This is a genomic window from Pedobacter sp. AW31-3R (genome assembly GCF_052180285.1).
GTDB lineage: Bacteria > Bacteroidota > Bacteroidia > Sphingobacteriales > Sphingobacteriaceae > Pedobacter.
On the sequence record NZ_CP197475.1, the window covers coordinates 3,542,785 to 3,564,201 of the forward strand.

At 41.0% G+C, this 21,417-nt stretch carries 25 protein-coding genes; 16 read left to right on the plus strand and 9 right to left on the minus strand.

Annotation, left to right across the window (positions count from 1 at the left end; all coding sequences use genetic code 11):
- Positions 1-6 precede the first annotated feature (6 nt).
- The 3 genes from ACSBL2_RS14605 to ACSBL2_RS14615 are packed head-to-tail and all read left to right on the plus strand — an operon-like array spanning position 7 to position 1,970.
- Entirely contained in the window at positions 7-1,053 is a 1,047-nt protein-coding gene (locus tag ACSBL2_RS14605) for a hypothetical protein (RefSeq protein WP_442587270.1), read from the plus strand.
- 4 nt (positions 1,054-1,057) lie between these two features.
- Positions 1,058-1,621 carry a LemA family protein gene (locus ACSBL2_RS14610; protein WP_442587271.1) on the plus strand — a complete coding sequence of 188 codons (564 nt, stop codon included), beginning with the start codon at positions 1,058-1,060 and terminating at the stop codon, positions 1,619-1,621.
- Positions 1,605-1,970, plus strand: a complete 366-nt coding sequence (locus ACSBL2_RS14615) for a hypothetical protein (RefSeq protein WP_442587272.1) — start codon at positions 1,605-1,607, stop codon at positions 1,968-1,970. The genes ACSBL2_RS14610 and ACSBL2_RS14615 overlap by 17 nt, the downstream gene beginning before the upstream one ends.
- A gap of 4 nt (positions 1,971-1,974) precedes the next feature.
- Here the strand turns inward: ACSBL2_RS14615 and ACSBL2_RS14620 are convergent, their stop codons facing one another.
- A complete protein-coding gene (locus ACSBL2_RS14620) occupies positions 1,975-2,724 on the minus strand; it encodes a hypothetical protein (RefSeq protein WP_442587273.1) in 750 nt (249 codons plus the stop codon).
- 374 nt (positions 2,725-3,098) lie between these two features.
- Here ACSBL2_RS14620 and ACSBL2_RS14625 point away from each other — a divergent pair, with 374 nt between their 5' ends.
- Positions 3,099-3,707 carry a YdeI/OmpD-associated family protein gene (locus ACSBL2_RS14625; RefSeq protein ID WP_442587274.1) on the plus strand — a complete coding sequence of 203 codons (609 nt, stop codon included), beginning with the start codon at positions 3,099-3,101 and terminating at the stop codon, positions 3,705-3,707.
- A 97-nt stretch (positions 3,708-3,804) separates the two neighbouring features.
- Here ACSBL2_RS14625 and ACSBL2_RS14630 read toward each other — a convergent pair whose 3' ends face one another.
- Complete coding sequence (locus ACSBL2_RS14630; protein WP_442587275.1) at positions 3,805-4,914, minus strand: acyltransferase family protein; 1,110 nt, start codon at positions 4,912-4,914, stop codon at positions 3,805-3,807.
- Between the two features lie 222 nt (positions 4,915-5,136).
- On the opposite strand from ACSBL2_RS14630, the gene ACSBL2_RS14635 reads away from it, so the two are divergent.
- The 7 genes from ACSBL2_RS14635 to ACSBL2_RS14665 all read left to right on the plus strand — a co-directional run bounded on the left by ACSBL2_RS14635 (position 5,137) and on the right by ACSBL2_RS14665 (position 10,298).
- A complete protein-coding gene (locus ACSBL2_RS14635) occupies positions 5,137-5,496 on the plus strand; it encodes a VOC family protein (protein WP_442587276.1) in 360 nt (119 codons plus the stop codon).
- 672 nt (positions 5,497-6,168) lie between these two features.
- Positions 6,169-6,360 carry a hypothetical protein gene (locus ACSBL2_RS14640; RefSeq protein ID WP_442587277.1) on the plus strand — a complete coding sequence of 64 codons (192 nt, stop codon included), beginning with the start codon at positions 6,169-6,171 and terminating at the stop codon, positions 6,358-6,360.
- Positions 6,361-6,787: 427 nt separating this feature from the next.
- Entirely contained in the window at positions 6,788-7,414 is a 627-nt protein-coding gene (locus ACSBL2_RS14645; protein ID WP_442587278.1) for a DUF6624 domain-containing protein, read from the plus strand.
- A gap of 136 nt (positions 7,415-7,550) precedes the next feature.
- Positions 7,551-8,879: a peptidoglycan DD-metalloendopeptidase family protein gene (locus tag ACSBL2_RS14650; protein ID WP_442587279.1), complete on the plus strand. Its 1,329-nt coding sequence runs from the start codon at positions 7,551-7,553 to the stop codon at positions 8,877-8,879.
- A 109-nt stretch (positions 8,880-8,988) separates the two neighbouring features.
- Positions 8,989-9,570, plus strand: a complete 582-nt coding sequence (locus ACSBL2_RS14655; RefSeq protein ID WP_442587280.1) for a hypothetical protein — start codon at positions 8,989-8,991, stop codon at positions 9,568-9,570.
- 103 nt (positions 9,571-9,673) lie between these two features.
- Positions 9,674-9,802, plus strand: coding sequence for a hypothetical protein (locus ACSBL2_RS14660; RefSeq protein WP_442587281.1), 129 nt, complete (start codon positions 9,674-9,676; stop codon positions 9,800-9,802).
- A gap of 97 nt (positions 9,803-9,899) precedes the next feature.
- Complete coding sequence (locus ACSBL2_RS14665; protein WP_442587282.1) at positions 9,900-10,298, plus strand: barstar family protein; 399 nt, start codon at positions 9,900-9,902, stop codon at positions 10,296-10,298.
- 124 nt (positions 10,299-10,422) lie between these two features.
- Here the strand turns inward: ACSBL2_RS14665 and ACSBL2_RS14670 are convergent, their stop codons facing one another.
- A complete protein-coding gene (locus ACSBL2_RS14670; protein ID WP_442587283.1) occupies positions 10,423-10,977 on the minus strand; it encodes an arylesterase in 555 nt (184 codons plus the stop codon).
- A gap of 5 nt (positions 10,978-10,982) precedes the next feature.
- On the minus strand, positions 10,983-11,759 hold the full coding sequence (locus ACSBL2_RS14675; protein WP_442587284.1) for an Fpg/Nei family DNA glycosylase: 777 nt from the start codon (positions 11,757-11,759) through the stop codon (positions 10,983-10,985).
- A 151-nt stretch (positions 11,760-11,910) separates the two neighbouring features.
- Here ACSBL2_RS14675 and ACSBL2_RS14680 point away from each other — a divergent pair, with 151 nt between their 5' ends.
- Positions 11,911-12,645 carry an SRPBCC family protein gene (locus ACSBL2_RS14680; RefSeq protein ID WP_442587285.1) on the plus strand — a complete coding sequence of 245 codons (735 nt, stop codon included), beginning with the start codon at positions 11,911-11,913 and terminating at the stop codon, positions 12,643-12,645.
- A gap of 261 nt (positions 12,646-12,906) precedes the next feature.
- On the plus strand, positions 12,907-13,824 hold the full coding sequence (locus tag ACSBL2_RS14685) for a glycoside hydrolase (protein ID WP_442587286.1): 918 nt from the start codon (positions 12,907-12,909) through the stop codon (positions 13,822-13,824).
- Here ACSBL2_RS14685 and ACSBL2_RS14690 read toward each other — a convergent pair whose 3' ends face one another.
- The gene (locus ACSBL2_RS14690) at positions 13,825-14,022 is read right to left on the minus strand and encodes a KTSC domain-containing protein (RefSeq protein WP_442587287.1); all 198 of its coding nucleotides are present in this window, start codon (positions 14,020-14,022) and stop codon (positions 13,825-13,827) included. It lies immediately after the preceding gene.
- 383 nt (positions 14,023-14,405) lie between these two features.
- Here ACSBL2_RS14690 and ACSBL2_RS14695 point away from each other — a divergent pair, with 383 nt between their 5' ends.
- The 3 genes from ACSBL2_RS14695 to ACSBL2_RS14705 all read left to right on the plus strand — a co-directional run bounded on the left by ACSBL2_RS14695 (position 14,406) and on the right by ACSBL2_RS14705 (position 15,814).
- Positions 14,406-14,648: a hypothetical protein gene (locus tag ACSBL2_RS14695; protein WP_442587288.1), complete on the plus strand. Its 243-nt coding sequence runs from the start codon at positions 14,406-14,408 to the stop codon at positions 14,646-14,648.
- A gap of 11 nt (positions 14,649-14,659) precedes the next feature.
- On the plus strand, positions 14,660-15,037 hold the full coding sequence (locus tag ACSBL2_RS14700) for a GreA/GreB family elongation factor (protein ID WP_442587289.1): 378 nt from the start codon (positions 14,660-14,662) through the stop codon (positions 15,035-15,037).
- A gap of 345 nt (positions 15,038-15,382) precedes the next feature.
- On the plus strand, positions 15,383-15,814 hold the full coding sequence (locus ACSBL2_RS14705) for a VOC family protein (protein WP_442587290.1): 432 nt from the start codon (positions 15,383-15,385) through the stop codon (positions 15,812-15,814).
- Positions 15,815-15,914: 100 nt separating this feature from the next.
- Here ACSBL2_RS14705 and ACSBL2_RS14710 read toward each other — a convergent pair whose 3' ends face one another.
- The 4 genes from ACSBL2_RS14710 to ACSBL2_RS14725 form a co-directional block, all read right to left on the minus strand.
- Complete coding sequence (locus tag ACSBL2_RS14710) at positions 15,915-16,505, minus strand: DUF1543 domain-containing protein (RefSeq protein WP_442587291.1); 591 nt, start codon at positions 16,503-16,505, stop codon at positions 15,915-15,917.
- Positions 16,506-16,525: 20 nt separating this feature from the next.
- Complete coding sequence (locus tag ACSBL2_RS14715; protein ID WP_442587292.1) at positions 16,526-18,238, minus strand: FAD/NAD(P)-binding protein; 1,713 nt, start codon at positions 18,236-18,238, stop codon at positions 16,526-16,528.
- Positions 18,239-18,340: 102 nt separating this feature from the next.
- Entirely contained in the window at positions 18,341-19,009 is a 669-nt protein-coding gene (locus tag ACSBL2_RS14720; RefSeq protein WP_442587293.1) for a DUF2490 domain-containing protein, read from the minus strand.
- A gap of 222 nt (positions 19,010-19,231) precedes the next feature.
- A complete protein-coding gene (locus ACSBL2_RS14725) occupies positions 19,232-21,400 on the minus strand; it encodes an alpha-L-rhamnosidase-related protein (RefSeq protein ID WP_442587294.1) in 2,169 nt (722 codons plus the stop codon).
- Positions 21,401-21,417 lie beyond the last annotated feature (17 nt).

The following is a 21,417-nucleotide window of genomic DNA, read 5'->3' on the forward strand; positions in this document are numbered from 1 at the left end:
CATCCTATGAATGAATTGATCAACTTTTTCTACAACCAGCCACTCGAAATACCCCTGCTTATCTTTCTGCTAGTATTCAGCGAGGGGATTGCCTTGTTTCATACCATCGTTTTCAATCATTTATATGGATGGAAAGCCAGACCAAAATTTTTGTTCTTCCTTCTTGACCCGCTCCTTGTTCTACTGGCCTATCTCGTACGACCAGGTTATGCCCTCATGGCCATAGCCCTTCTTTTTGTCTCTCTATTTCTATTGGCTGTCATCGGAATGATCATTTCCTCCATCAGATCTGGCAAGGAGCAAAAAGCAGGACAGGAACGTTTCAACGCAAAATATCCATCGGCACCACAGGAAAAAAGAAAAATCGTCTGGTTGAACCTGGGAATGCTGGCCTTTATCGGTTTTGGATGGTGGTTATTTTCCGAGGGGAGACTATCCCTCCTGTTATTGATCATTCCTGCATTGATCCTGCTGGATGCTATATTTCTGCCTACTGCAAAATCAAAGTTTTATAAATTACAGGCCGTCCTGCCGACATCCAAAATGAATGCCGTAGCTATGGGACTTGTAGAAGTAACCGGAGACCTGGTGGAAATATCTCCGATCCTCTCCCCTCATTTTAATACCCCTTGCATCGGTTATGCGATCCGGATCGAGCAAAGAGGAAAAAACAATGATGGAGAAACAACCTGGAGTACCATTCACAGCGAAAGTAAGACAGGCTTGTTTAAAATAAAAGACGAAACAGGTATGGTAGATGTAAATGGTGAAGGACTGGAGTACTATATCAACCGGGTAGACAGGGAAGCTGTCAGCGGAGATAAACGGTATTCGGAAACCTACCTGAAAAATGACGATTACCTCTTACTCATCGGTAAAGCCATCAGCAAGAATGGAGAAACCCTGATTGTCAAAGATGAGCACCAGAAGGTATTTGGTGCTGCCTTTCCACATGAAGTAGCAATTAAGAATAAGTTCGGTCCATTGTTGAAATCTTTTTTAAGCACTTTGTTTTTTATTACCTTGATTATCATTTATATCATTATATCCTAAACCTATGACTGCACAAAACATCGCCCTGATTGTAGGGATACTCCTTCTTATTATTGCCTTCAGTTTCTTTATCGGTATGTATAATAAACTGGTTATGCTGAAGAACAATGTAGAAAAAGCATTTATGAATATTGATGTGATCCTTATGCAAAGGGCAGAAGAAATTCCTGAGCTGGTAAAAATCACCTCAAAATACATGGAACATGAGCAATCAATATTCACGAAACTTACGCAGTTGCGAACGTCTTTTCTGAAGGCTACAAGTGCGGATGAAAAAATAGAATATGCGGCTGAACTGGCAAAAACCACAAAATCCCTTTTTGCGGTATCAGAGAATTATCCCGACTTACTGTCCAACAATAACTTTATAGAACTGCAGCGCAGGGTTTCCCAAATGGAAGATAAGATTGCAGACCGCCGTGAGTTTTACAATGACAGCATTAACCTTTACAACATTGGGATAGAAGAATTCCCCAACCTGATACTTGCGGGACTGCTGGGGTACAAACAAAGGGCACTTTTCAATGTTTCACCAGAAGAAAAAGAATATCATGGCATTCAGCTTTAACGACTTCTTCGGTTACGAAAAGGTGATCAATGCCCATCCCGATCTGGTGTTGATTTACGGTTTTACAGGGATCATATTCGGATTGCTGGCATTGACCTTTATTGCTTTCATTCTCCGTAAAATACATTTCCATGCTATTGTTGAGCACCTGATTGCCCCGCTGATGTGGGTGCTGATGCTTTCCTTTGGTATCGCAGTGATTCCTACGTTGGTATTGTATTTTCTGGCGAACAATGTCAGCGGTGTAAAGCTGATCTATTGCTGGATGACCATCCTTTCCGGGATGACCTTTTTCTGTTTCATGAATGATGCCATGATCAAAAAATGGATGAGTACCTCAAAAAGATAGGGACTTACTTTTTTGAAGCCATGTACAGTTGTTTCCCGTAGATTAGGAAGGAAGCATTTATCCTCTTGCGGAACCTTTCCGGAACCACAGAAAAGTTGAAGACGAAAGGTTCCAGGTCAGAATCCTGAGTGAAAATCAGCGCATTACATGAAGTCGGCACTTTAAATTTCAACTTTTCCCCGCCAATAATGATTCGGTAATATCCCCTTCCCTCCCAGTAATAACAGTTTCCTGCACCATTCGGATTACCAAATCCACGAAAAGGATTCAGGCAGTGTCCGTTAAATTTATCCCTTGAAAAATGGCTCATATAAATGGGTTGACTGTCATCCAGCCAAGGCTGAAAAGGTAAAATTACATCTTCCAGAAGCAGGCAGGAACTCAATAGTTCAGGATTTTCCTGTCCCGGGAAGTCTACTTTAGAAATGGTTGTGCCTTTTGAATTTAGGGTCAGCAAGCGGCTTTTCCCATCCTGAACATCCCCTCCTTCAGTTACACTATCCTCTACTGCCACAACTTTAAAATGAAACGATACGGTATCCAGATAAACCTGTCCGGAATAATTTAAATAATTTGGTGGATCCGGATGCTCCATATCTACCTCTCCATTAGCCAGTAACTTCAGGGTATCTGTGTGTTGGGAATCGATCACACTACTTTTAGCCTCCCGGTACCCGGGTCTTCCAGGCAGGTCTATTCTCTCCAGTTTAAAATGTGCAGAAGAAATATCCTCTCCTAAATTTTTATAACTCATGTTATAAAATAAGCTGATGAATCTATTTACACCCGATACGAGATAGGGAAAAATTATAAGAAGCGTAATGGCTAATAACCATTTATAGCGTTTTTTCAACAGTGAATATTTTCTTTTTAAAGGTGATGAAGCGATCATGTGCCTATTTATTGCTGTTTGTAAGCAATAGACGCATAATAGTTTCATGGGTAAACTTGTTTTTTAGTTTACAATGTACGTAAATTCCTCAAAAACAAAATTCAATTGGCAGGAACAATAAGGCAAAATACTCCTCGTAATCCACATCCTGTTAATTTTTCTGAAATTACATGACTGATGATCAGGTTATCTCGTATCTTAAGGGCATATGATTATTTAATTCATCAAATTGCATTATGGAAAAGTTTGATAAAAGAGTGGATCAATACATCGCGAAGAGCGCAGAATTTTCACAGCCTATTCTTATTCATCTTCGTGATCTGGTGCACAAAGCCTCAGCAGATTTAAAGGAAACCATGAAATGGAGTTCACCATTTTTTGATTATGAGGGACCGGTATGCCAAATGGCAGCATTTAAGCAGCATTGTGCTTTTGGTTTCTGGAAATCAGCCTTAATGGATGATCCGCACCAGATCTTAAACCAGCAGGCCGATACAGCGGGAAGTCTGGGACGCCTCATGAACCTGTCCGATCTACCTGACGATGAAATCCTTATACAATATATTCAGCAAGCTATATCCTTAAATGTGAATGGCATAAAAGCCTCGCCGCGGCCAAAAGTAAAAAATGAACATGAAACAATGGAAACTCCTGCATATTTTCAGGACAGACTCAATGAAAGTCCTCTTTCAAAGGCCAATTTTGAGAAATTCAGTCTCTCTCAGAAAAAGGAATATATTACCTGGCTGGAAGAGGCAAAAACAGAAGTGACGAGAAACAGGCGATTGGAAACGGCTCTTGAATGGATCAGTGAAGGGAAAATAAGAAACTGGAAGTACACATAAAAAGCCTGTAAACAGTTAACCTTTTCATATCTGCCAGAGCAGGAAAACCTGAGGTTCACCTGCAAATGACTAACCTATCTCATTTTAAATAGGATAGCTATGCCCTTTGTCTGTTCAGCCATTTCCTCAGCGGTTCGTCATACCATTTTAAACAGGCGTAAGCAATACCCACGCTAACAATCAATGCAGCCAGGCCATATGGCCAACCCTGCCCAAGGGATATTTTATGCGTAGCGACCCAACCCGTATAGATATAGATCAGCGGATAATGTGTAATATAAATCGGATAAGAGATATCACCTAAGAATTTACACAGCTTTTCCGACAGTTTATCCTTCAATATTCCACCGGCACCAATATAGATAATAACCGGGAAGATGAAAATAATACTGAGGGAATCATATAAACCATTCATCCATAGATGTTCGGATCCACCTATTCTTGGCATTGCAAAAACTACGATTAAAAGTAAACTGCTCCAGAAAAATGCATTTCTTACTGTCTTCACTTTGATAACGCGGCAGAGCAATAATCCTGCAAAAAAAGGATACATCAGTCGCGTGAAACCGATCCGCAACTGCAGCCCATCAATAGTCCAGCCACCTATTACATCTCCCGCCGGAGAGCTGACTGCCAGATGGATCAGCGCAAGACCTGAAAAGACCACTAAAATACTTAATGCCAACTTAGAAAACTTCCTGACAAACAATGCGTACATCATGTTGGCGATATATTCAAAAAATAAAGACCAGCCAGGTCCATTAAGTGGATGCATTTCCTGCCAGCCACGAATATCCATGCCTGGCGTAACTGGAATCAGCGTAAATCCGATAACCATGATCAGCATCAATTGCCATACCGGCACTTCATGTATGCCTGGCCACAGTACAGAATCCTGGAAATAAAAACCCAAAGCACCAATAATAGATCCCATCACCACCATAGGTTGCAGGCGTATCAGTCTCCGTTTAAAAAAATCCCTGACTGTTAATTTGTGCCAGCGGTCATCATAGGCATAGCTGATCACAAAACCAGATAACATAAAGAAAAAATCTACCGCCAGATATCCATGGTTGATGATCAGGTCTAAATGGCTGGTGGCATGTGCTTCAAAGAGGTGAAAGATAACGACAATGATGGCTGCTACACCACGCAAGCCGTCCAGAATCATGTAATGTGGTTTGGAGATGACGGAAGCACTATTCATTAAAATATTTTAAATGGTTTAAGGATGATCATTAAGGGATCAAAGCAGGGGTATAAATGAATTATAGTCCCCTTTCCAAATCTAATACAATTATTGAAGGATCATATCCTTCACCTATAAATTTGTAATGAACTAGATATAGGGTATAACAAGTGGATGTCAAAATAAACAGAAACACGACATTGATCAGGCAATACCTGTCAGGAAGTATATCTTTACCGCATGATACAATTTAAGCGAACAGATCATATCATGATCACCATACCTGAGGGCTCTTCTGCGGAAGCCAGAGCATTTTACGGCAATACATTGGGGCTGATTGAAATTCCGGGAAATCATCCCAGTGGTGCCATATGGTTTACTATTGCAGATATTGAACTCCATTTAAGAGAAGAAAAAGCTGGAGCGGTATCAGGCAGGCACGCGGCCTTTGAAGTCATTGATCTGCCAGCGGCTAGAGTCTATCTGGAAAGTAAAAACATTGATATTCAGCTTTCCTCTGACATTCAGGGTAGAGATCGGTTTTTCTTTAGGGATCCTTTCCACAACCGCTTTGAATTACTTGAATACAAACGAAGCTGATCATTAAACATTCGACTAAAGGATGCTGAATGACCTCTGTTTCTATTCGGTAACTGATCGGAAAGTGTTCGGCTAGCATGCCAGTTTAATCCGAGCTGACTCCCAGTTACTACCCCCTGAAATCAGGAGAAAACTGGGAATAAAGTGGGAATATACTGGGAGTATACAGGGAAGTTGCCCGAGTAGTGAAGGACGACGGGCCGAATAATGTTCGAAGAATACAGCCGCTGATCTGCTTTATTTTGTATGAAATAGATTTACATCGTAGATGTAATCTACCTCAATTCATGAGAAGTAAAATAAATATTCTATAATTATTTCTCAGGAAGGACCAAATTTTTTAGCCCGGTATAATTAAGACAGGAAATAAAGAACATTCATTGAAACCCTATTCCCGTACGACCAGCACCATACTGTTTAAAATAAAGATTTTCAGTTATTTGAAACTAAAATTCATTGATTATAAAGTGGAAAATGGAGTAAATAATCAATAGATTAAAAAAAATATTTGAAATTTCCATCAGTGTAAATCTGAACACTTAAACTGCACACTCCACCAAAAAATACCCTGGTTATTCCGGTGAATTTGAAATTTATTTTAAATGTTGGGTTACCTTTTCCTGTTATGGGTATTAAATACCGAAACTTAACACGTATATAACATTATTTTTTATGAAAAATTTATTCAAATTTGGCTTTTTAGCACTAGCGATTTCTTTATCAGTTGCAGCATGTGGTGGTTCTGATAAACCAGCTGATACAGATTCAACAGCTACTGATACAACTTTAACTACTGTTGACACGACTGTTACTGATACAGCTGTTGTTGCTGATACTACTGTAGCTGATACTACAAAATTGTAATTTAGCTTAACCAGCTATTGGAAAGTGCATCATTTATCAATAGCTGGTTAACCCTTATATTTTATTTCATGTATTCCTTAAAAAATCTATTGAGGAGTACATGAAATTGAATATATATCCCCCTTTCCAAGAACATCTTTCTTTCCTGAATTTTATCCGCATTGACCTGCTGATCTATCAATTCTAAATAATTATTTCTGGTCTTCATCTGCACAGCCGTCGAACATAAAATTCTGCCCGGGTTATGCTAAGCTGTAATAGCTCATTCTTGCCTAACATTTTTTCCTATAGACATTGTAATTTGCCTTTAATTAAGTAATTTACGCTATGCTTTATACAAAATGATTGAATAGTAATGAAGATTTTTAGGATGTCCACGGAAAGCAGAATAGCTATTATGAATACCTTAATGATATCATTTTCGTTCATGTTAGCGCTATTTTGTCCAGGAAAAACTTATGCACAGTTTGATCAGCCTCTCAAAGACACCCTCAAAACAAAGGTAGTTTCCGATCAGAAAGCAGCGGGTTTACCGCCAAAGGGTATGACCTTTGAAACTCCGGCATGGCAACATTATAAGGATAGTGTGTTTTTGTCTAACTACAAATGGGCTAAAAAATTAATTGACCGGCAAGGTTTTCCAGGACATGATAAAGTTGGAGAAGATGGTTCGAGGAATTTCTGGTTACTTGTTCAACATTGCGATAAGTGGCCGGAATTCCAGCAACAAGTACTTCTTTTAATGGAGAAAGAGTTAAACAATAACAATGCAAATCCTCAGGACTTCGCTTTTTTAACAGACCGTGTACAATTAAATACAGGTGGAAAACAAAGCTATGGAACGCAAGTGACCTACAATACCGATAGCTGCCAGGCAATTCCCCGGCCATTGAACGATCCAGGATCCGTTAATTCCCGGAGAAAGTTAAAAGGACTTGGTCCGCTGGAAGAATACCTGAACATGATGAGCCTGATGCACTTTCAAATGAATAAAGTATCATATGAAGAAAGAGGCATATCTCAACCTAAATTACTGATTGTTCCAAAAGAATAGTCATACTTCCCTGCTTCAAAACAGGATTTCTTATCGCTTAGCTACAGGTAGTACTGATTTTCTGTACTGAACATCATCCTCGTTGAAACAAACATCATCGCCCTGAGATTGTTATCCTACAAATCTCTAACTTCCGATGAAAATACCTTCCAAAATCCTCCGGCATTTATTCCTGTATACCTTTATCATTTCATCCATTTTCTCCTGTAAATCAGGCTCCGTGAATTTATTCAAACCGGCATCTCCACATGAGGTATACAAAAGGAAGCTCAGCACAGCGGGACTCGACAAAACGGCAATGGGGATTTCCTGGATCAATGCATCAGCTCAGAGCCTCAGGAATGCATTGAGCATTACTATTCCTTTTCGGGAAACCGGTTACTTTGCAGCGGAAAAAATACCTGCTACCGCCTATCGCTTTACAGCAACCCAGGGCCAAAAACTGCTGATCAGCCTAAGCAAAACCCCTGCAGACCAATTTATGATATATGCCGACCTTTGGGAAGATGGAGGAACTGCTGTACCAAAATTATTACAATCTGCAGATACGCTGGACAACAACATACAATTTGAGGTGAAAACAACCGGGACTTATCTGCTGCGATTGCAGCCGGAATTACTGAGGAGCGGACAATACACACTTGAAATCACATCCGGTCCATCACTGGGCTTTCCTGTCAAATCGACCAAAGCCAATATTGGAAGTTTCTTTGGCGACGGAAGGGACGCTAACAGTAGAAAACATGAAGGAATAGATATATTTGCCACTTTCCGGACGCCCGTTATTGCCGCTGCTGAAGGGACTGTGGTTCGGGTCAATGAAAACAACCTGGGCGGAAGGGTAGTTTGGTTACGTCCAAGAGATAAAGATTATACCCTTTACTACGCACATCTGGATGAACAGATTGCCATAGAAGGTCAGCAGGTTTCAGCAGGTGATACCCTGGGATTGATGGGCAATACCGGAAATGCGAAAACTACTGCCCCGCATTTACATTTCGGTATTTATACTTCCAATGGAGCAATTGATCCACTGCCCTATGTAAACCCTGTCATTAACAATCCCCTGAAAATTACAGGTTCACTTGACTACCTCAATGCTACGGCACGAACACTGGGCAGGACGATCTTACGTCAGTCACCAGCAGTAAATTCCCCGGAGCTCAGTACACTAAAAAGCGGAACAATTATGAAGGTAAATGCCGCAAGTGGGATGTGGTTTACCGTTGAACTTCCAGATGGGCTGACTGGATTTATCCAGACCAGACAGGCTTCCACCGTAACGAAACCTTTACGGAAAATAAAAATCAACACCAGGCAGCAACAGGTGTATGACCGGCCTGATACCCTGGCAGCAGTGAAGCTAATACTGCCTCAAGGCAGGAATATTGCTGTTCTGGGCGATTATGAAGATTATCAGTTCATTGAAGATGAGAACAGGCAAACAGGCTGGATAAAAATGTGAAACAGTACAAATACCTCTTTTCAGAAAGTGTAAGTCCCATTTATTAAAACATTTGGAACTGTATGTTGTAGTTATATCAATCTACAATTAATAATTTAAAATAACAACTATGAGAAAAATTACACTTTTTGCACTACTTGGCATGATGGTATTCGGTGTGGAAGCGAATGCCCAGATTCAAAAAGGAAATGTATTTGTTGGAGGTAACTTCGCAAACTTAAACCTCGGTTTTGATGATCCTAAAATTTTCAGCGTGGATATTACACCAAAAGCAGCATGGTTTATTCAGGATAACATTGCTGTCGGTGGATACCTGAACTTCGGACTTCAGACCGCTAAGGATGTTCCTACCACGACCAGCTATGGTGTAGGTGGTTTAGGTAGATATTATACTGGAAAAGATGTAGAAGTATTACGTCACGGAAGAATCTTTGCAGAAGCAACAGCGGGATTTGGTGGAGTAAACGTAAGTGATGGCGGTGGAAAAACAAACGGACTTAATCTAAGTATCGGTCCCGGTTTCGCCTATTTCATCACACCAAACATCGGTTTGGAGACCTTGCTTAAATACAACAATTTAGTTGGATTTGGTAGCGCAACTTCTCAAAGTAACCTGAACCTATCCTTTGGCCTGCAAATCTATTTGCCTGGAAGAAGTACAGCAAGAAAAGTTCAAAACGACGTGAACTAAATGGAGACGCATTAAAATTAATTATTGAAGTCCTGCGAAGTACAGCATTCCTGTATCGCGGGACTTCTTTAAAAAGATCCATCAGTATGTTAAACTTAATATTATGGCAGAACAGAAGAAAGATAATGATCCCTGCTGGAAAAATTATGAACAGGTAGGCATGAAAACAAAAGACGGCAAAAAAGTACCCAACTGCATTCCGAAGAAGCCTGCAAAAAAATTAAAAAAATAGGGCCATAATGAATAAATCTTGCTCATCTATTCATTATGGCCCTATTTTTTCGGGGTATTGTGTAGATTTGTCCTTTTGATGGATAAAGACAAGATTTATGGAAAAGACAATCACCATTGATGGAAACAAAATACACGATATCGCTTCTTTTTATAAGGAAATAAACCAGGTATTCATGTCTGAGGAAGATTGGGAACTCGGTCCAAGCCTGGATGCGCTCAACGATTTATTTTATGGAGGTTTCGGAGCGATAAAAGGAACAGAGAATATAAAGTTAATCTGGCAAAATATTTCCAAAAATAGAGTTGATCTGGGTACTGAAATCACCTTATCTTATTACCGGGACAAATTAAATTCTCCCTCCACATTTAATATCAAGTGGGTGAATGAAAAGATTGAGGCACTGGAAAAAGGGGAAGGGCAAACCTATTTTGAAGTCATCATGGAAATTATTGCAGAACATCCCAATATAAAGCTCATTAAAGATCAGGAATAAGGATCAACACCATAGCAAAATACTTGTACCGGATTCATATCGGAACCGTATCCCCCCTGTTCATATCACTATTACTCAAATCTGATCAAATTGTGTAAACTTACAACAGATCAGTAACCACACCTCACAACATAGGTTTCAATACAGACCAGACATTTTCTGCTATAATTGTATAACCTTCCATAAGTGGATGGATACCATCTGCCATGTTCAGGTGACTTATACCCGCAACTCCCTCCAGTAAAAAAGGGACGAATTCCATCTGATTTTCATCCGCAATCCGCTGGTAAATTTCCCTGAATTCAGCGGCATGTAGGCCGGGAACCCATACAGGCAGCTGCATCCCCAATAACAACAGTTTAACTTGGGGATGCCGTGATTTCACCTGATCAATAATCTGCTGCAAGTGGCTAAATGTCGTTGCTGCAGCAGTACCCCTTAACATATCATTTGCACCCAATGCCAGAACAAAAACATCTGTTTGCTGATTGAGTATGCCATCCAAACGGAGCAAGCCTGCAAGGGAGGTATCACCACTGATACCTGCATTTACAATCCTGTATGGCAAGCCCAGGGCATCTATTTTTTGCTGTATAATTGATGGAAAGGATTCCAGTAAAGCATTTTTCAACCCATATCCCTGGGTAAGGCTGTCTCCAAAAAAAATAATCTGCTGCATATAAATTACTCATAAAGTTTCTGTTCATTGGTATAGTAGGATTTCCGACCGCCTATTTCTTCTACCAGTATTTTTCCTCCGGTAGGACTCTCCCTGATTGCTGCACCATGTACCTTCAGAAATTCCTTAATTTCTCCACCCAGTTCATCAGGAAGCATCCTGCCAATCTGAACAATTTCTTCCCTCAGCACCTTTTTCATCTGCTGATGCAATTGAATGACCTTTTCCTTTGGAATTGCCCTGGATACAGAGAATGGAGATATTCCAGCTGCCCAGAGAATCTCATCAGCATACGTATTGCCGATTCCCCTTAATAACTTCTGGTTCATCAAAACTGTTTTTACCGGCGTTCTCGTCTTCGCCAGCATACCTTCAAGATACGCAGCAGTCAGCACTTCGGATAAAGCATCAGGAACATCGGAGGGCGACGGATTTAGCGTAGGCGTTGCCGCCTTCTGGAAATCGGCCAGTGCAAAACCTTTTCCTCCCTTAAAATGAAACGCAAGAATCTGGTGTTTTACCTCTTCATCCGCCTGGGTCAGTTTCAATTCCCCGTGTAACATGAGATGCAAACCCAATACTTCAGTTCCAAAATGGAGCTGAATAGTTTTTCCCTCACGCGTAACCGAATCTAGTTTCTTCCCTTCCAGAGCAGTTGTCAGTTCTTCTGCACTCACATTCAGCTTTCTGGAGACCGTTACCTGTATCTTTTCCAGGATTTTATTTTTAAATAACTTTTCAAGATTGACAGCAAAAACAGCTAAGTCGGGCAATTCTGGCATGGTAATTTTTTTAATGAGCAATATAGTTCATAACAGACACAGATGAAGAATGTTTAAAGCTATATCATTGCTCATCAACCGGCACGTCAATTTTTGAGATCCATAAAACCAATAGGATAGTAAGTTGTTCTTCATTTACAAATACTCATCTATGAAAAACACAATAAGCAATAAAATCGTCGGGGGAATAAAAGAACTGAGCATAGAACCCAAGGGCTTAGAGAATATCGACCAGGGTGAAAGATTAATCTCCGTATTTGCCGGAAGCTGGTTACTCTATAAAAGTCTTAAAAAGATTGGACGTCACCCCTTTCTTGGTATACAGGGTGTAGCAGCAGGTGGCTTACTGCTTTATCGAGGGGCAACAGGCATATGTCCTGTATATAAAAAACTCAACAAGGACACCACAGATCCTGAAGCTATAAATATCACAGAAGATATTACGGTTAATGTATCAAGAGATAAAGTATATGCTTTCTGGCGAGAACTGTCCAACCTGCCAAGGTTCATGAAACATTTGAAATCTGTGGAAGAAATCAGTTCTGAAATTTCTCTCTGGAAAGCCAATACCCCGGGAGCGCTGATCGATCTGAAATGGAATGCCGAAATCACTAGGGAAGAAACAGATGAATATATCGGATGGCAATCACTGGAAGGATCTATGATTGATAATGCCGGTAAAGTGGAATTCAGGGATACCCTCAATGGAACAGGTACGGAAATCCACATAGAAATTGATTACTTCCCCCCTGCGGGAAGTGTGGGTAGAGGGGTCACTACCCTTTTCAATGGTGTATTCGAAAAAATGATCCGTGAAGATATCCTCAACTTTAAAGCTTACGCAGAAGCAACTGATTTCAGGAATTACGCAGGGATAGATTTATAAGTAAACATTTATTGTACACATTTACAATGCTGTTTATCGGCAAAAAGGGCATTCATTCAGTTCCTTCTTGCTGGTAAACAGCTACTAATTGTACTGCAGCCGCTATCTGGTTATATCCGTCCGTTTGATATATTGGTCAATATAGGGTTAGAATCGGTTAATATCAATTCTTAACAGGAGTAAAATGTAAGGTAATTTGCGGTTTAAGCTATTCCGCGATTTATGCGCTGAAGACTGCACATCAACAAAACCTAAACCTATATGATCAGAACCAGATCTTTTTTTCCTGTTTTATTACCCGCATTACTGTATTTTTCAGCCACGGGAACTGCTCTGGCCCAGCAACAGACGGTTGGCGGTCCACCACTGGCAGTAGATTATGAATCTGCTATGATTTCAGCTCCCCCATCTGCACTGGGACTGGACACCTTCTATACCAAACACATTGATGCCTACGGCATACCTGTAGTTTCTTCAGGAAATGTACCCAATACAGCATTGCTCTATGCACGTGACATCATCAACTATATGCTGTTGAAGCGTCCTGATGTCAGAAAATCACTGATCTCAAATCATGCCCGGTTGTCTATCCTTGGTAAAAATGAAATGCAGACCGACCTGCCGGAGTGCCGTGACTGGAAAAAACCTACTTTCGAGGATAAACGTCTGACAGACAAAGAACGTGCGGAATATCATCTTCCAGGTGGTGTTGGAAGCATGACCGATAAAGGATACTGGAACCAGAGAGCACGTGGCATGGGTGGTATACAGACTTCCTGCGCAGAGGAAAACCTGCTCGGTTATCCCGGGACAAAATATTACGGGGAGAATATTGCCGTACACGAATTCAGTCACAATATCATGGGTGCCCTGAAGAAGTGTGACCCTGCCTTTTATGCGAAAATTGAGGCCGCCTACCTATCTGCCAAATCAAAAGGAATGTATAAAGGTCAATATGCCATCAATACAAAGGATGAATATTGGGCTGAAGGTACACAGTGGTGGTTTTACAGCAATTATGAATTTTTTGATGGAAAAATGCACCTCCGCTCTCCGGAGGATCTAAAGAAATATGATCCGGAACTGTATGCACTGCTGGACCAGATCTATCCAGGCCACCACATCCCAACAGATGTGTATTATGGAAAAAACATTCCCTATCCGGCAACGCGTAAATAGTCATTCCAATGCATCAAAGGCATACCGGTTTTTGATGTAAGCATTAAAATATCTTCCTTTTGATCCTGAAATGCTGAATGCGGTATGAATCTCCGGGGGAACTTCTTTATAAGAGTAGACCCTGCCCGAAAGGAATGTGATTTTTAGTCGCCGGGTTTCAGGATCATAACTCAACTGTTTTATTACTGTTGAAGGCATATATAAAAGATTTGATCTGCTGACTTGTCAAAATAATCGACCTTACTTATACATATAATCAATTTCTTCGCGTTTAATGTTTTAAAATATTACATTTACCCAAATGAAGAAACGACAAACAGCCATGATGTATGAGCTGGCTCCATTGAGCCACTGTTTTTGTCGTAAAATATATTTTTTCTCCAATTTCAAGGACTTCAATACCTCCACCCCGGCCTACTAAGAATTAGAACGCGTTCAGGACCGGGGCTTTACTCCAATAGTCCTTTATTTACCTTATTCTTTTTACCATGTTGCGAAATCTTTACAGACTTCCGGCAAAGCGATATTTTACGCTTTTTGCGTTTATATTCAATTGTATACTGCTGATCACAGCAATTTGTATGGATAATAACTTTCTGTGCATTTTATCCCTTGCCTTATCACAGGTTATTCTTCTGACAGACCACAGACGTAAACTCAGGGCAATACACCAGTCACACTATATTACCCTGGCCGAGATGCCGGAAATAACTTCCGTGTCCTCTTATGAGATCGTTGATCTCCAGTTTCCGGTGAGTAATGAAGGCAATACATTGCAAAAAAAGAGTACGACCTACTGGATGAAAAATTATCCACTTAACTAAATAGCATTATTATGGAAATGAACAAGCAAAATGCGGTTGTAATGACCGAAGAAGATTATAATTTATTAAAACCTTACGCCAATAAAAGACCTGACGGTGAAATGTCATTGGCAAATGAGTTGGGCAGGGCTGTAATTGTTAAAAAAGATGCCTTTCCTCCGAAATGTATCAAAATAAACTCCAATGTGGAGATCCTTGATGTAGACACTGGAAAAACAATGCGATTCATGCTGGTGATGCCAGAGCAGGCAGATATGAAAAAGCAAAAGGTTTCGGTATTAAGTCCCATTGGTGCTGCCCTTATCGGATTTCGGGAGACAGAACAGGTGGTGTGGAAAGTACCCGCAGGGTTAAAGAAAATACAGATCACTTACGTCAGCAATACCTGAAATCTACCATTTACGGTTACCGCTATCCAGCAAGAAAGACCTATCGTCGAGGGACATCAATGCGATGTCCTCGAATGATCATTCTCCGATAGAGGTTCTAATCTGCCGATACGTGAATCTCCTGTCGTGTTTGCCCCTCTAAATTGACCGCATCAGCCCGTTGTTCTTTCCTTTTTAAGCTTTAATTTAGGATAACCATTACAAGTGATTCACTTAAAAACAAAACAACAACCAAAAATTCATTGTGAAGCCCACATGATCAAAAATAAGAATTAAACACACAGGGCAATCCCTATTTTTATTATCAAAGGCTCCATCTGACCATTAAAAACAAAACATAAACAGATGAAAGTACATCCTTATTTAAACTTCGATGGCAAGGCAGAAGAAGCATTTAATCTTTACAAATCAGTATTCGGTGGCGAGTTTACTGCAAATATGAAAATGAAAGATGCGCCCAATGGATCCGGCATTCCATTAAGCGAACAGAACCGCATTATGCATATTTCCCTTCCGATTGGAAAAGATACCATTTTGATGGCCTCAGATTGCGTTCCTTCAGCTGGACATGTGATCAAACCAGGAAATCAGACTTATGTGATGCTGAGCACGGACAGCAGAGCAGAAGCCGACAGGTTATTTAATGGGCTATCAGCAGGTGGTGACGTAGAAATGCCAATGGAAGACATGTTTTGGGGCGATTATTTCGGCAGCTTCACCGACAGGTATGGTATTCAATGGATGATCAGTTTCAATCAAAATGAATCTGCCGGATAATACCATAATCCATTGTGGTCAGAAACGAACCGATTGTTCCTGATCACAATGTGTATGAATTCACTTGAATTTTCTGAGTCTCCGATGCTCAACGCCTTTTTTATATTTTATCTAGCTTGAAATATCCCAGATGGATTTCATCTTCAGGAAGCCCTGGAATGGGAGTGATTTCAATATGGTACTTATCTTTATGGGCCGGAGTCAGGATGTCTTCAATTTTATAAATATCATCTACATCAATACCATACTTTTCATCAATATGGGAATTCGCCCCTTTGATAGAATTGGATTTAAAGAATACGGTTTTCTTTGCCTCCTGAATGGCAGTGGCCCGACTGTCCTGCACACTTAACACGATATAATGCTGTTCCTCCAGTTTATTGGCCTGGTACCCACCGAGGTTAATAAAGAATAATTTCCTTTCAGAAGGAATACTGGAATCTTTCTTCGGAACGACTTTTATCGCATATCCATCTACGGTATTGACTTCGCGCCAGCCATCAATATGGATGCTGTTTCCTGCTTCCGGCCAGAATGATTTAATTTCCGGAACCAGTTCTTTCAATGAATTTGCTATACCGAAGAAATAATCATGCTGCTCAACATTCCGCTTCGGCGCTTTTGAGCCCAAGAGCAACATAAATAGTTTTGGCCCTGAACCAGGTAAATTAGAGGGAGTATCTGTCATCATTTAACGTTTATAATTGATATTCATTTTAATATACTTTTTGCAATTGCTGCAGAGGCGGCTTCACAGAAGTCCAGACCCGAATAATCCGGGTTATACCCTCCCATATAGGGCACAGCCATCATATAGAGGCGTTCATTTAAGGCTCCATAGGCATCCACCACCTGAAAACTGTCATTGATGGTAATGCCGGGTACCCTTAAATAATAACTTCCATCAGGATCAACCTCTACCTGTGGATTAGCCTCCTCCAACAAACCTGCACCAATCGCATGCTCCCTGAATTTTAATCGCGCAGGACTCAGGGTTTTCTTTTCCAGCAAGCCTGGATAAGGTAACTCATCATGGGATAAATGGGGCTGACCGACACAATCGATATAGGTCTTATAATAGACTGAGCGGGAATGATTTTCTTCATCCACATAATGATAAATTGCGCCGCCCTTCTCCTTGTCAGCTTCTACACGATTGTCATCCCCGACAGCAATCAGATCAAGTACCCCAGCCTCATGAAGGGCAAGCATATCTTCCACGGAACTCTGCGGGATAAAGGCTATCACAATAGAAATTAAAGGCATCAATACTTTCTGTAGTCTTAGCATATCTTCAGCAGAAAAGTATTTCGCAGGATAATTCATGCTGAAGCTGAGCACCGCCAGCAACTCCTTCCAGTACACCGATTCTTTTCTTTTAATAGACTTTTCTGCTTGGATATACTCTGCTTTGAATAACTGAAATGGTGGTAATTTTTCCCTCAGCTCCATCACCAAGTCTACAAATTCCTCCAGATTCATGTCTTTGATCCGTTCATAAAAATCAGGATCCTTTTCCGGAAATAAATCCTTAAAGTTTTTTTCAAACACATAGTCGAGCGACAGGAAACCTTCATTTTGCTTTCTATTGTGATTTACCTCTTCAGGCTTCATTATTGACTCTTTCAATAAATGCGGATCTTCCAGGTGAAACCGGATGGCGGGCAGCATACCGTTCCGCGAATGCATGATGAGTCTGAACTTGCTGCTGTCAGCATGCAGCTGGTAGGTCAGTTTTCCTTCTTCATTTGTGCGAAAAACCCCATTATAACGTGAAAGTGTGCGAATTGCATCGATTGCCGTCAGTGATGAACCTTTTAAAGCGACAGCATGATTAAGATGGAGCTTGAGTTTCTCTGGCGGATATGGGGAATCAAAATAGCCATTTACAGTACCTTCATATTTAATTGGCCAGGTATGACCGGTACAGATCACGACATGATCATAATCAAAGTGTGCTCCCCCAACCACTTTAAGCTGAACAATGCCCTGTTCAGGAAAATCGACAATATCGATAACCTGAATTCCGGTATGAATAGTCGTCGTTAATCCATTTTTCTTTGCACGCTGCCGCAGCAGCTGAAATTGTGTACTGAGATAATCGCCAAACAGCAATCGTGGCAAGACCTTATAATCGTTGAATTTATTCGGATCAATATGAAATTTATGTAAGGTATCTTCAGGAACAGTTTTTATCCATTCAGAGATTGGAGTGACCAGTTCAGGGATCTCATTGCCGGAAACATTGGTAATATGTTCTTCATTGGCACCCGCTCTGCTATAAGGCATCCCTGCACCAAGCTGTTTCTTTTTTTCAAAAATGTCAATAGTCATGTCGGTTCTGCCCGATTCCACGAATCTCTTGTACATAAACAATCCACTGGGACCACCCCCCAGTATAGCAATACGTTTTGTGTCTTTCAAAGTGTAAAGTTCCAAATTAGCGTGTGAATGATTTTGCTAATAACAAGCACACGATGTTTTAGTTTGAATTGGAGGACATTTGTCGAAGGACAATTAAACACATCAGAATTTCGTGTAAACAGCCACCTGCACGACATGGTTGAGTGTATTGAACGTCCGCCCTTTTGATGACTGGTTCAGATAACCGGCTTCCATATCTAAATTCCTGCTGAAGCGGTAACCCAGAGCCCCGTAAGCACGATTCTGATCGAATACATGGGTATTGAGTTTCTCCTTGTTTTGAAGATTCAGAAAAACTTCATTTTGCAAAGCTGCAAAAGCTCCTTTTTCAAATTTCTGCTGATCTTTTTTCAGAGGGATGATCATCCGGAAGAAATACCTGAAACGTTGGGCAAATAAATCTTCCGCATTAAAACGGCCGATAAACCGCTGCTCTAATCTGAACCTGTGGCTGACAGCTATCGATTTCAGCTTATGTTTATAAACGTATTGCTCCCAGATCCGGTGTTCTGTCAGTTGATAATCATCTCCCAAAGCGGGATAAACGAAAGTCTCATTCAACAGGTATCCCAGCGTAAATTCATTTTTCTCATCCAGGTAATACGTTAATCCAGGTCTAAACATCAGGTTTCTTACGTTTTCAAAGCTATCGGTTGACCTCAACTGGAGATCTGCGTAAATACCCCATTTTTTACTGATTTTAGTATTATTCAGAAATAGAAACCAACCGGTATGCTGCACTTCAGTCTGTGCCTGGCTGGTCAGGTTCATACAAAAAAGTAAAATCAAAAGAAAAAAAAGATAACGCATGTCTGTTGTTTTATTTGGTCAATTGCCTCTAAAGTATAAATAATGTTCAAATAAGCAGGTCTAATTCTATTAAAATGATGGGTAAAGGATTCATAGTACAGTCTATTATTTTACAGTTTACAGCAAAAAGCCGTCTCATACTTTTACGAATGAGACGGCTTTTTCTGGTTATTGTAAATTGGCTTAATTGTATTTGACCACACAATCCTTACCTTTTATAATGGTGATTTCATAGTTGCCATTTCCTTTGTTCAGCAATCCTCCTCCTCCTTTCACCTTGGGTAGGGATTTACTTTTAAAGCGCAGTGTACCCTTGCCTACAGGCGATTTAACCCTGATTTCTTTGGTACTGCAATAAAGTTCAATCTCCCCAGCCGGGGTTGGTACCTTTCCTTCCATCCATTTCAGTCCCCCAAGTTCAGGCACAACCTCCCAGGTTTCATATGCCGGAGACAATGGTTTGATGCCGAGGTAGTATTTACCCAGCAGGTACAGCGGACTAGCGCCCCAGGCATGGCATAGACTTTTTCCAAAAGGGCGGCCATACATCGATAAATGTTCCGCACCTTTTTTCGAAGGGTCATACTCTTCCCAGAAACTGGTGGCACCTTCTTTCAACATTCCTCCCCAGTAAGCTTTCATTTCTTTCAGTACATAGGATTGTTCTCCCAACGCACATAATGCTTCCAGCTCATAAAAACGCATGTAAGGTGTGGTGATTTTCTGTACTTTATCGTTCAGCAGTACATTCTTTTTGACACCCTGCTGCTGGTCTGCATTAAAATAACCAAAGAAGATCCCGAACATATTGGAATACCTGGTGACATTATCTGTTTGTTTCCCATCAATACTGCTGTGGACCAGTGCCTGTTTTTCTTTATTCCAGTATTTAGCCATGATCGCTGATTTCAGCTTTTTAGCCATTTCACCATATGTAACGGCATCTTCCTGATGGTTAATCAAGGCGGCACTGGTCGCCATGGTTTCCAGGCTGCGGGCAAACAACAGCTGTTCAAAGCTCAGTTCCCCCTGTTTACTTAAACCCTCTGCCCAATCAATAAATACCCAGTCGCCCGCCAAACCTTCCAGCATCCCATTCTTATTGGTCCTGGAAAGGCAGTAATCCATCAGGGTCTTCATTCTCGGATAAAACTGCTCGACAAACGAGCGGTCGCCAGTATACAGGTAATAATCCTGAATTCCCATGAACCAGTAAAAGGTATAATCCATAATCGTATTCGTATGGCTTGTTACCGGATCCTTTCCACGCAGGGCGAGCAGCGTACGGGTAACCGTTGGGGAATCATACAAGAGATAATAGTTCATCAGGAAACTCTGGTACGCATCACCCGACCATATCCAACGGTCACGTTTAATGCCATCAATAAAAAACTCCCTGGTATTCAGGTGAAAGGTATATTTTGCAACGTCATAGATTTTATTGATTTCTTCATCTGAACAATGAAAACTTCCTCTGTCCTTCACCGGAGCATATTCATACAACATAGAAACGGAATCTACCGTCATACCTGGTGCCAGCTGTACATTCACATAACGGAAAGCCTTTGTGAGTGTGGTCAGTGTATCTTTTTTCTGGTCGAACTGAACATCCAGCCTGTCCAGAGTTTCCCCATGGTCTATGGAAAGTGCTTCCTCAGGAGATTCTCCGTAATAAATAGCAACCTCTCCCCGGCCTTTCAGTCCATGAAGCCTGATAAAACCAAAGGTTTCCCTGCCGAAATCCACCAGGAGGGATTTACCCAATTTTTCAGTTTTCACAGGCGATTGCGGGACAGTGGGCAAAGCATAAGCCGACGGCGGCGTGGCAGCATTGTCAAAGTTCCATTGTGCAGCTTTCAGCCAGGTGGTACCGGACTGATCCGATGCTTTCCCCGACTGATCTATCCATTCCTTGTCCTCATAAGTAACCAGCCAGGTGGAATCTGAGACCACCTTCTTTCCTTTGACGAATATTGCAGGCACTTTATCCTGGCTAAAGACCTTCAGGCTTACTTTATGTTTACCGGCAGGAATACTCAGTCTGTTAGGGTAACCAAAAATAGCTTTCCCGTCGATTTTAACATTATACTGTCCTTCTACATACAGCTCTGCTTCTTCCGCTTCCTGAAGATCAAAATCTTTATGAAAATCAATCAGCACATAATGGCTGTCGAACTTCCAGAATGGGGGAAGGAAAGTACCACGTTCTGTCCTTCTCGACTGCATTTTATTTCCCAGCCAAACTTCGAAATCACCGGGATACCAGATCCATGAAGGCTTTGACTGTGCCTGCAATCCTTCGCAGAAAAGGAGAAAAATAAAGAGCAGGAGGAGTTTGTTATAAGTTTTCATCAGCATATAATTGTTTT

Excerpts from the sequence above, each read along its gene's own strand:
- ACSBL2_RS14625 (WP_442587274.1), top strand. The coding sequence starts at position 3,099 with ATGGAAAAGTTTGATAAAAGAGTGGATCAATACATCGCGAAGAGCGCA.
- ACSBL2_RS14685 (WP_442587286.1), top strand. The coding sequence starts at position 12,907 with ATGATCAGAACCAGATCTTTTTTTCCTGTTTTATTACCCGCATTACTG.
- ACSBL2_RS14655 (WP_442587280.1), top strand. The coding sequence starts at position 8,989 with ATGAGAAAAATTACACTTTTTGCACTACTTGGCATGATGGTATTCGGT.
- ACSBL2_RS14615 (WP_442587272.1), top strand. The coding sequence starts at position 1,605 with ATGGCATTCAGCTTTAACGACTTCTTCGGTTACGAAAAGGTGATCAAT.
- ACSBL2_RS14645 (WP_442587278.1), top strand. The coding sequence starts at position 6,788 with ATGTTAGCGCTATTTTGTCCAGGAAAAACTTATGCACAGTTTGATCAG.
- ACSBL2_RS14605 (WP_442587270.1), top strand. The coding sequence starts at position 7 with ATGAATGAATTGATCAACTTTTTCTACAACCAGCCACTCGAAATACCC.
- ACSBL2_RS14725 (WP_442587294.1), bottom strand. The coding sequence starts at position 21,400 with ATGAAAACTTATAACAAACTCCTCCTGCTCTTTATTTTTCTCCTTTTC.
- ACSBL2_RS14720 (WP_442587293.1), bottom strand. The coding sequence starts at position 19,009 with ATGAACCTGACCAGCCAGGCACAGACTGAAGTGCAGCATACCGGTTGG.
- ACSBL2_RS14700 (WP_442587289.1), top strand. The coding sequence starts at position 14,660 with ATGGAAATGAACAAGCAAAATGCGGTTGTAATGACCGAAGAAGATTAT.
- ACSBL2_RS14680 (WP_442587285.1), top strand. The coding sequence starts at position 11,911 with ATGAAAAACACAATAAGCAATAAAATCGTCGGGGGAATAAAAGAACTG.
- ACSBL2_RS14690 (WP_442587287.1), bottom strand. The coding sequence starts at position 14,022 with ATGCCTTCAACAGTAATAAAACAGTTGAGTTATGATCCTGAAACCCGG.
- ACSBL2_RS14675 (WP_442587284.1), bottom strand. The coding sequence starts at position 11,759 with ATGCCAGAATTGCCCGACTTAGCTGTTTTTGCTGTCAATCTTGAAAAG.
- ACSBL2_RS14695 (WP_442587288.1), top strand. The coding sequence starts at position 14,406 with ATGGATAATAACTTTCTGTGCATTTTATCCCTTGCCTTATCACAGGTT.
- ACSBL2_RS14665 (WP_442587282.1), top strand. The coding sequence starts at position 9,900 with ATGGAAAAGACAATCACCATTGATGGAAACAAAATACACGATATCGCT.
- ACSBL2_RS14660 (WP_442587281.1), top strand. The coding sequence starts at position 9,674 with ATGGCAGAACAGAAGAAAGATAATGATCCCTGCTGGAAAAATTATGAA.
- ACSBL2_RS14630 (WP_442587275.1), bottom strand. The coding sequence starts at position 4,914 with ATGAATAGTGCTTCCGTCATCTCCAAACCACATTACATGATTCTGGAC.
- ACSBL2_RS14710 (WP_442587291.1), bottom strand. The coding sequence starts at position 16,505 with ATGATGACAGATACTCCCTCTAATTTACCTGGTTCAGGGCCAAAACTA.
- ACSBL2_RS14705 (WP_442587290.1), top strand. The coding sequence starts at position 15,383 with ATGAAAGTACATCCTTATTTAAACTTCGATGGCAAGGCAGAAGAAGCA.
- ACSBL2_RS14670 (WP_442587283.1), bottom strand. The coding sequence starts at position 10,977 with ATGCAGCAGATTATTTTTTTTGGAGACAGCCTTACCCAGGGATATGGG.
- ACSBL2_RS14610 (WP_442587271.1), top strand. The coding sequence starts at position 1,058 with ATGACTGCACAAAACATCGCCCTGATTGTAGGGATACTCCTTCTTATT.
- ACSBL2_RS14640 (WP_442587277.1), top strand. The coding sequence starts at position 6,169 with ATGAAAAATTTATTCAAATTTGGCTTTTTAGCACTAGCGATTTCTTTA.
- ACSBL2_RS14635 (WP_442587276.1), top strand. The coding sequence starts at position 5,137 with ATGATACAATTTAAGCGAACAGATCATATCATGATCACCATACCTGAG.
- ACSBL2_RS14650 (WP_442587279.1), top strand. The coding sequence starts at position 7,551 with ATGAAAATACCTTCCAAAATCCTCCGGCATTTATTCCTGTATACCTTT.
- ACSBL2_RS14620 (WP_442587273.1), bottom strand. The coding sequence starts at position 2,724 with ATGAGTTATAAAAATTTAGGAGAGGATATTTCTTCTGCACATTTTAAA.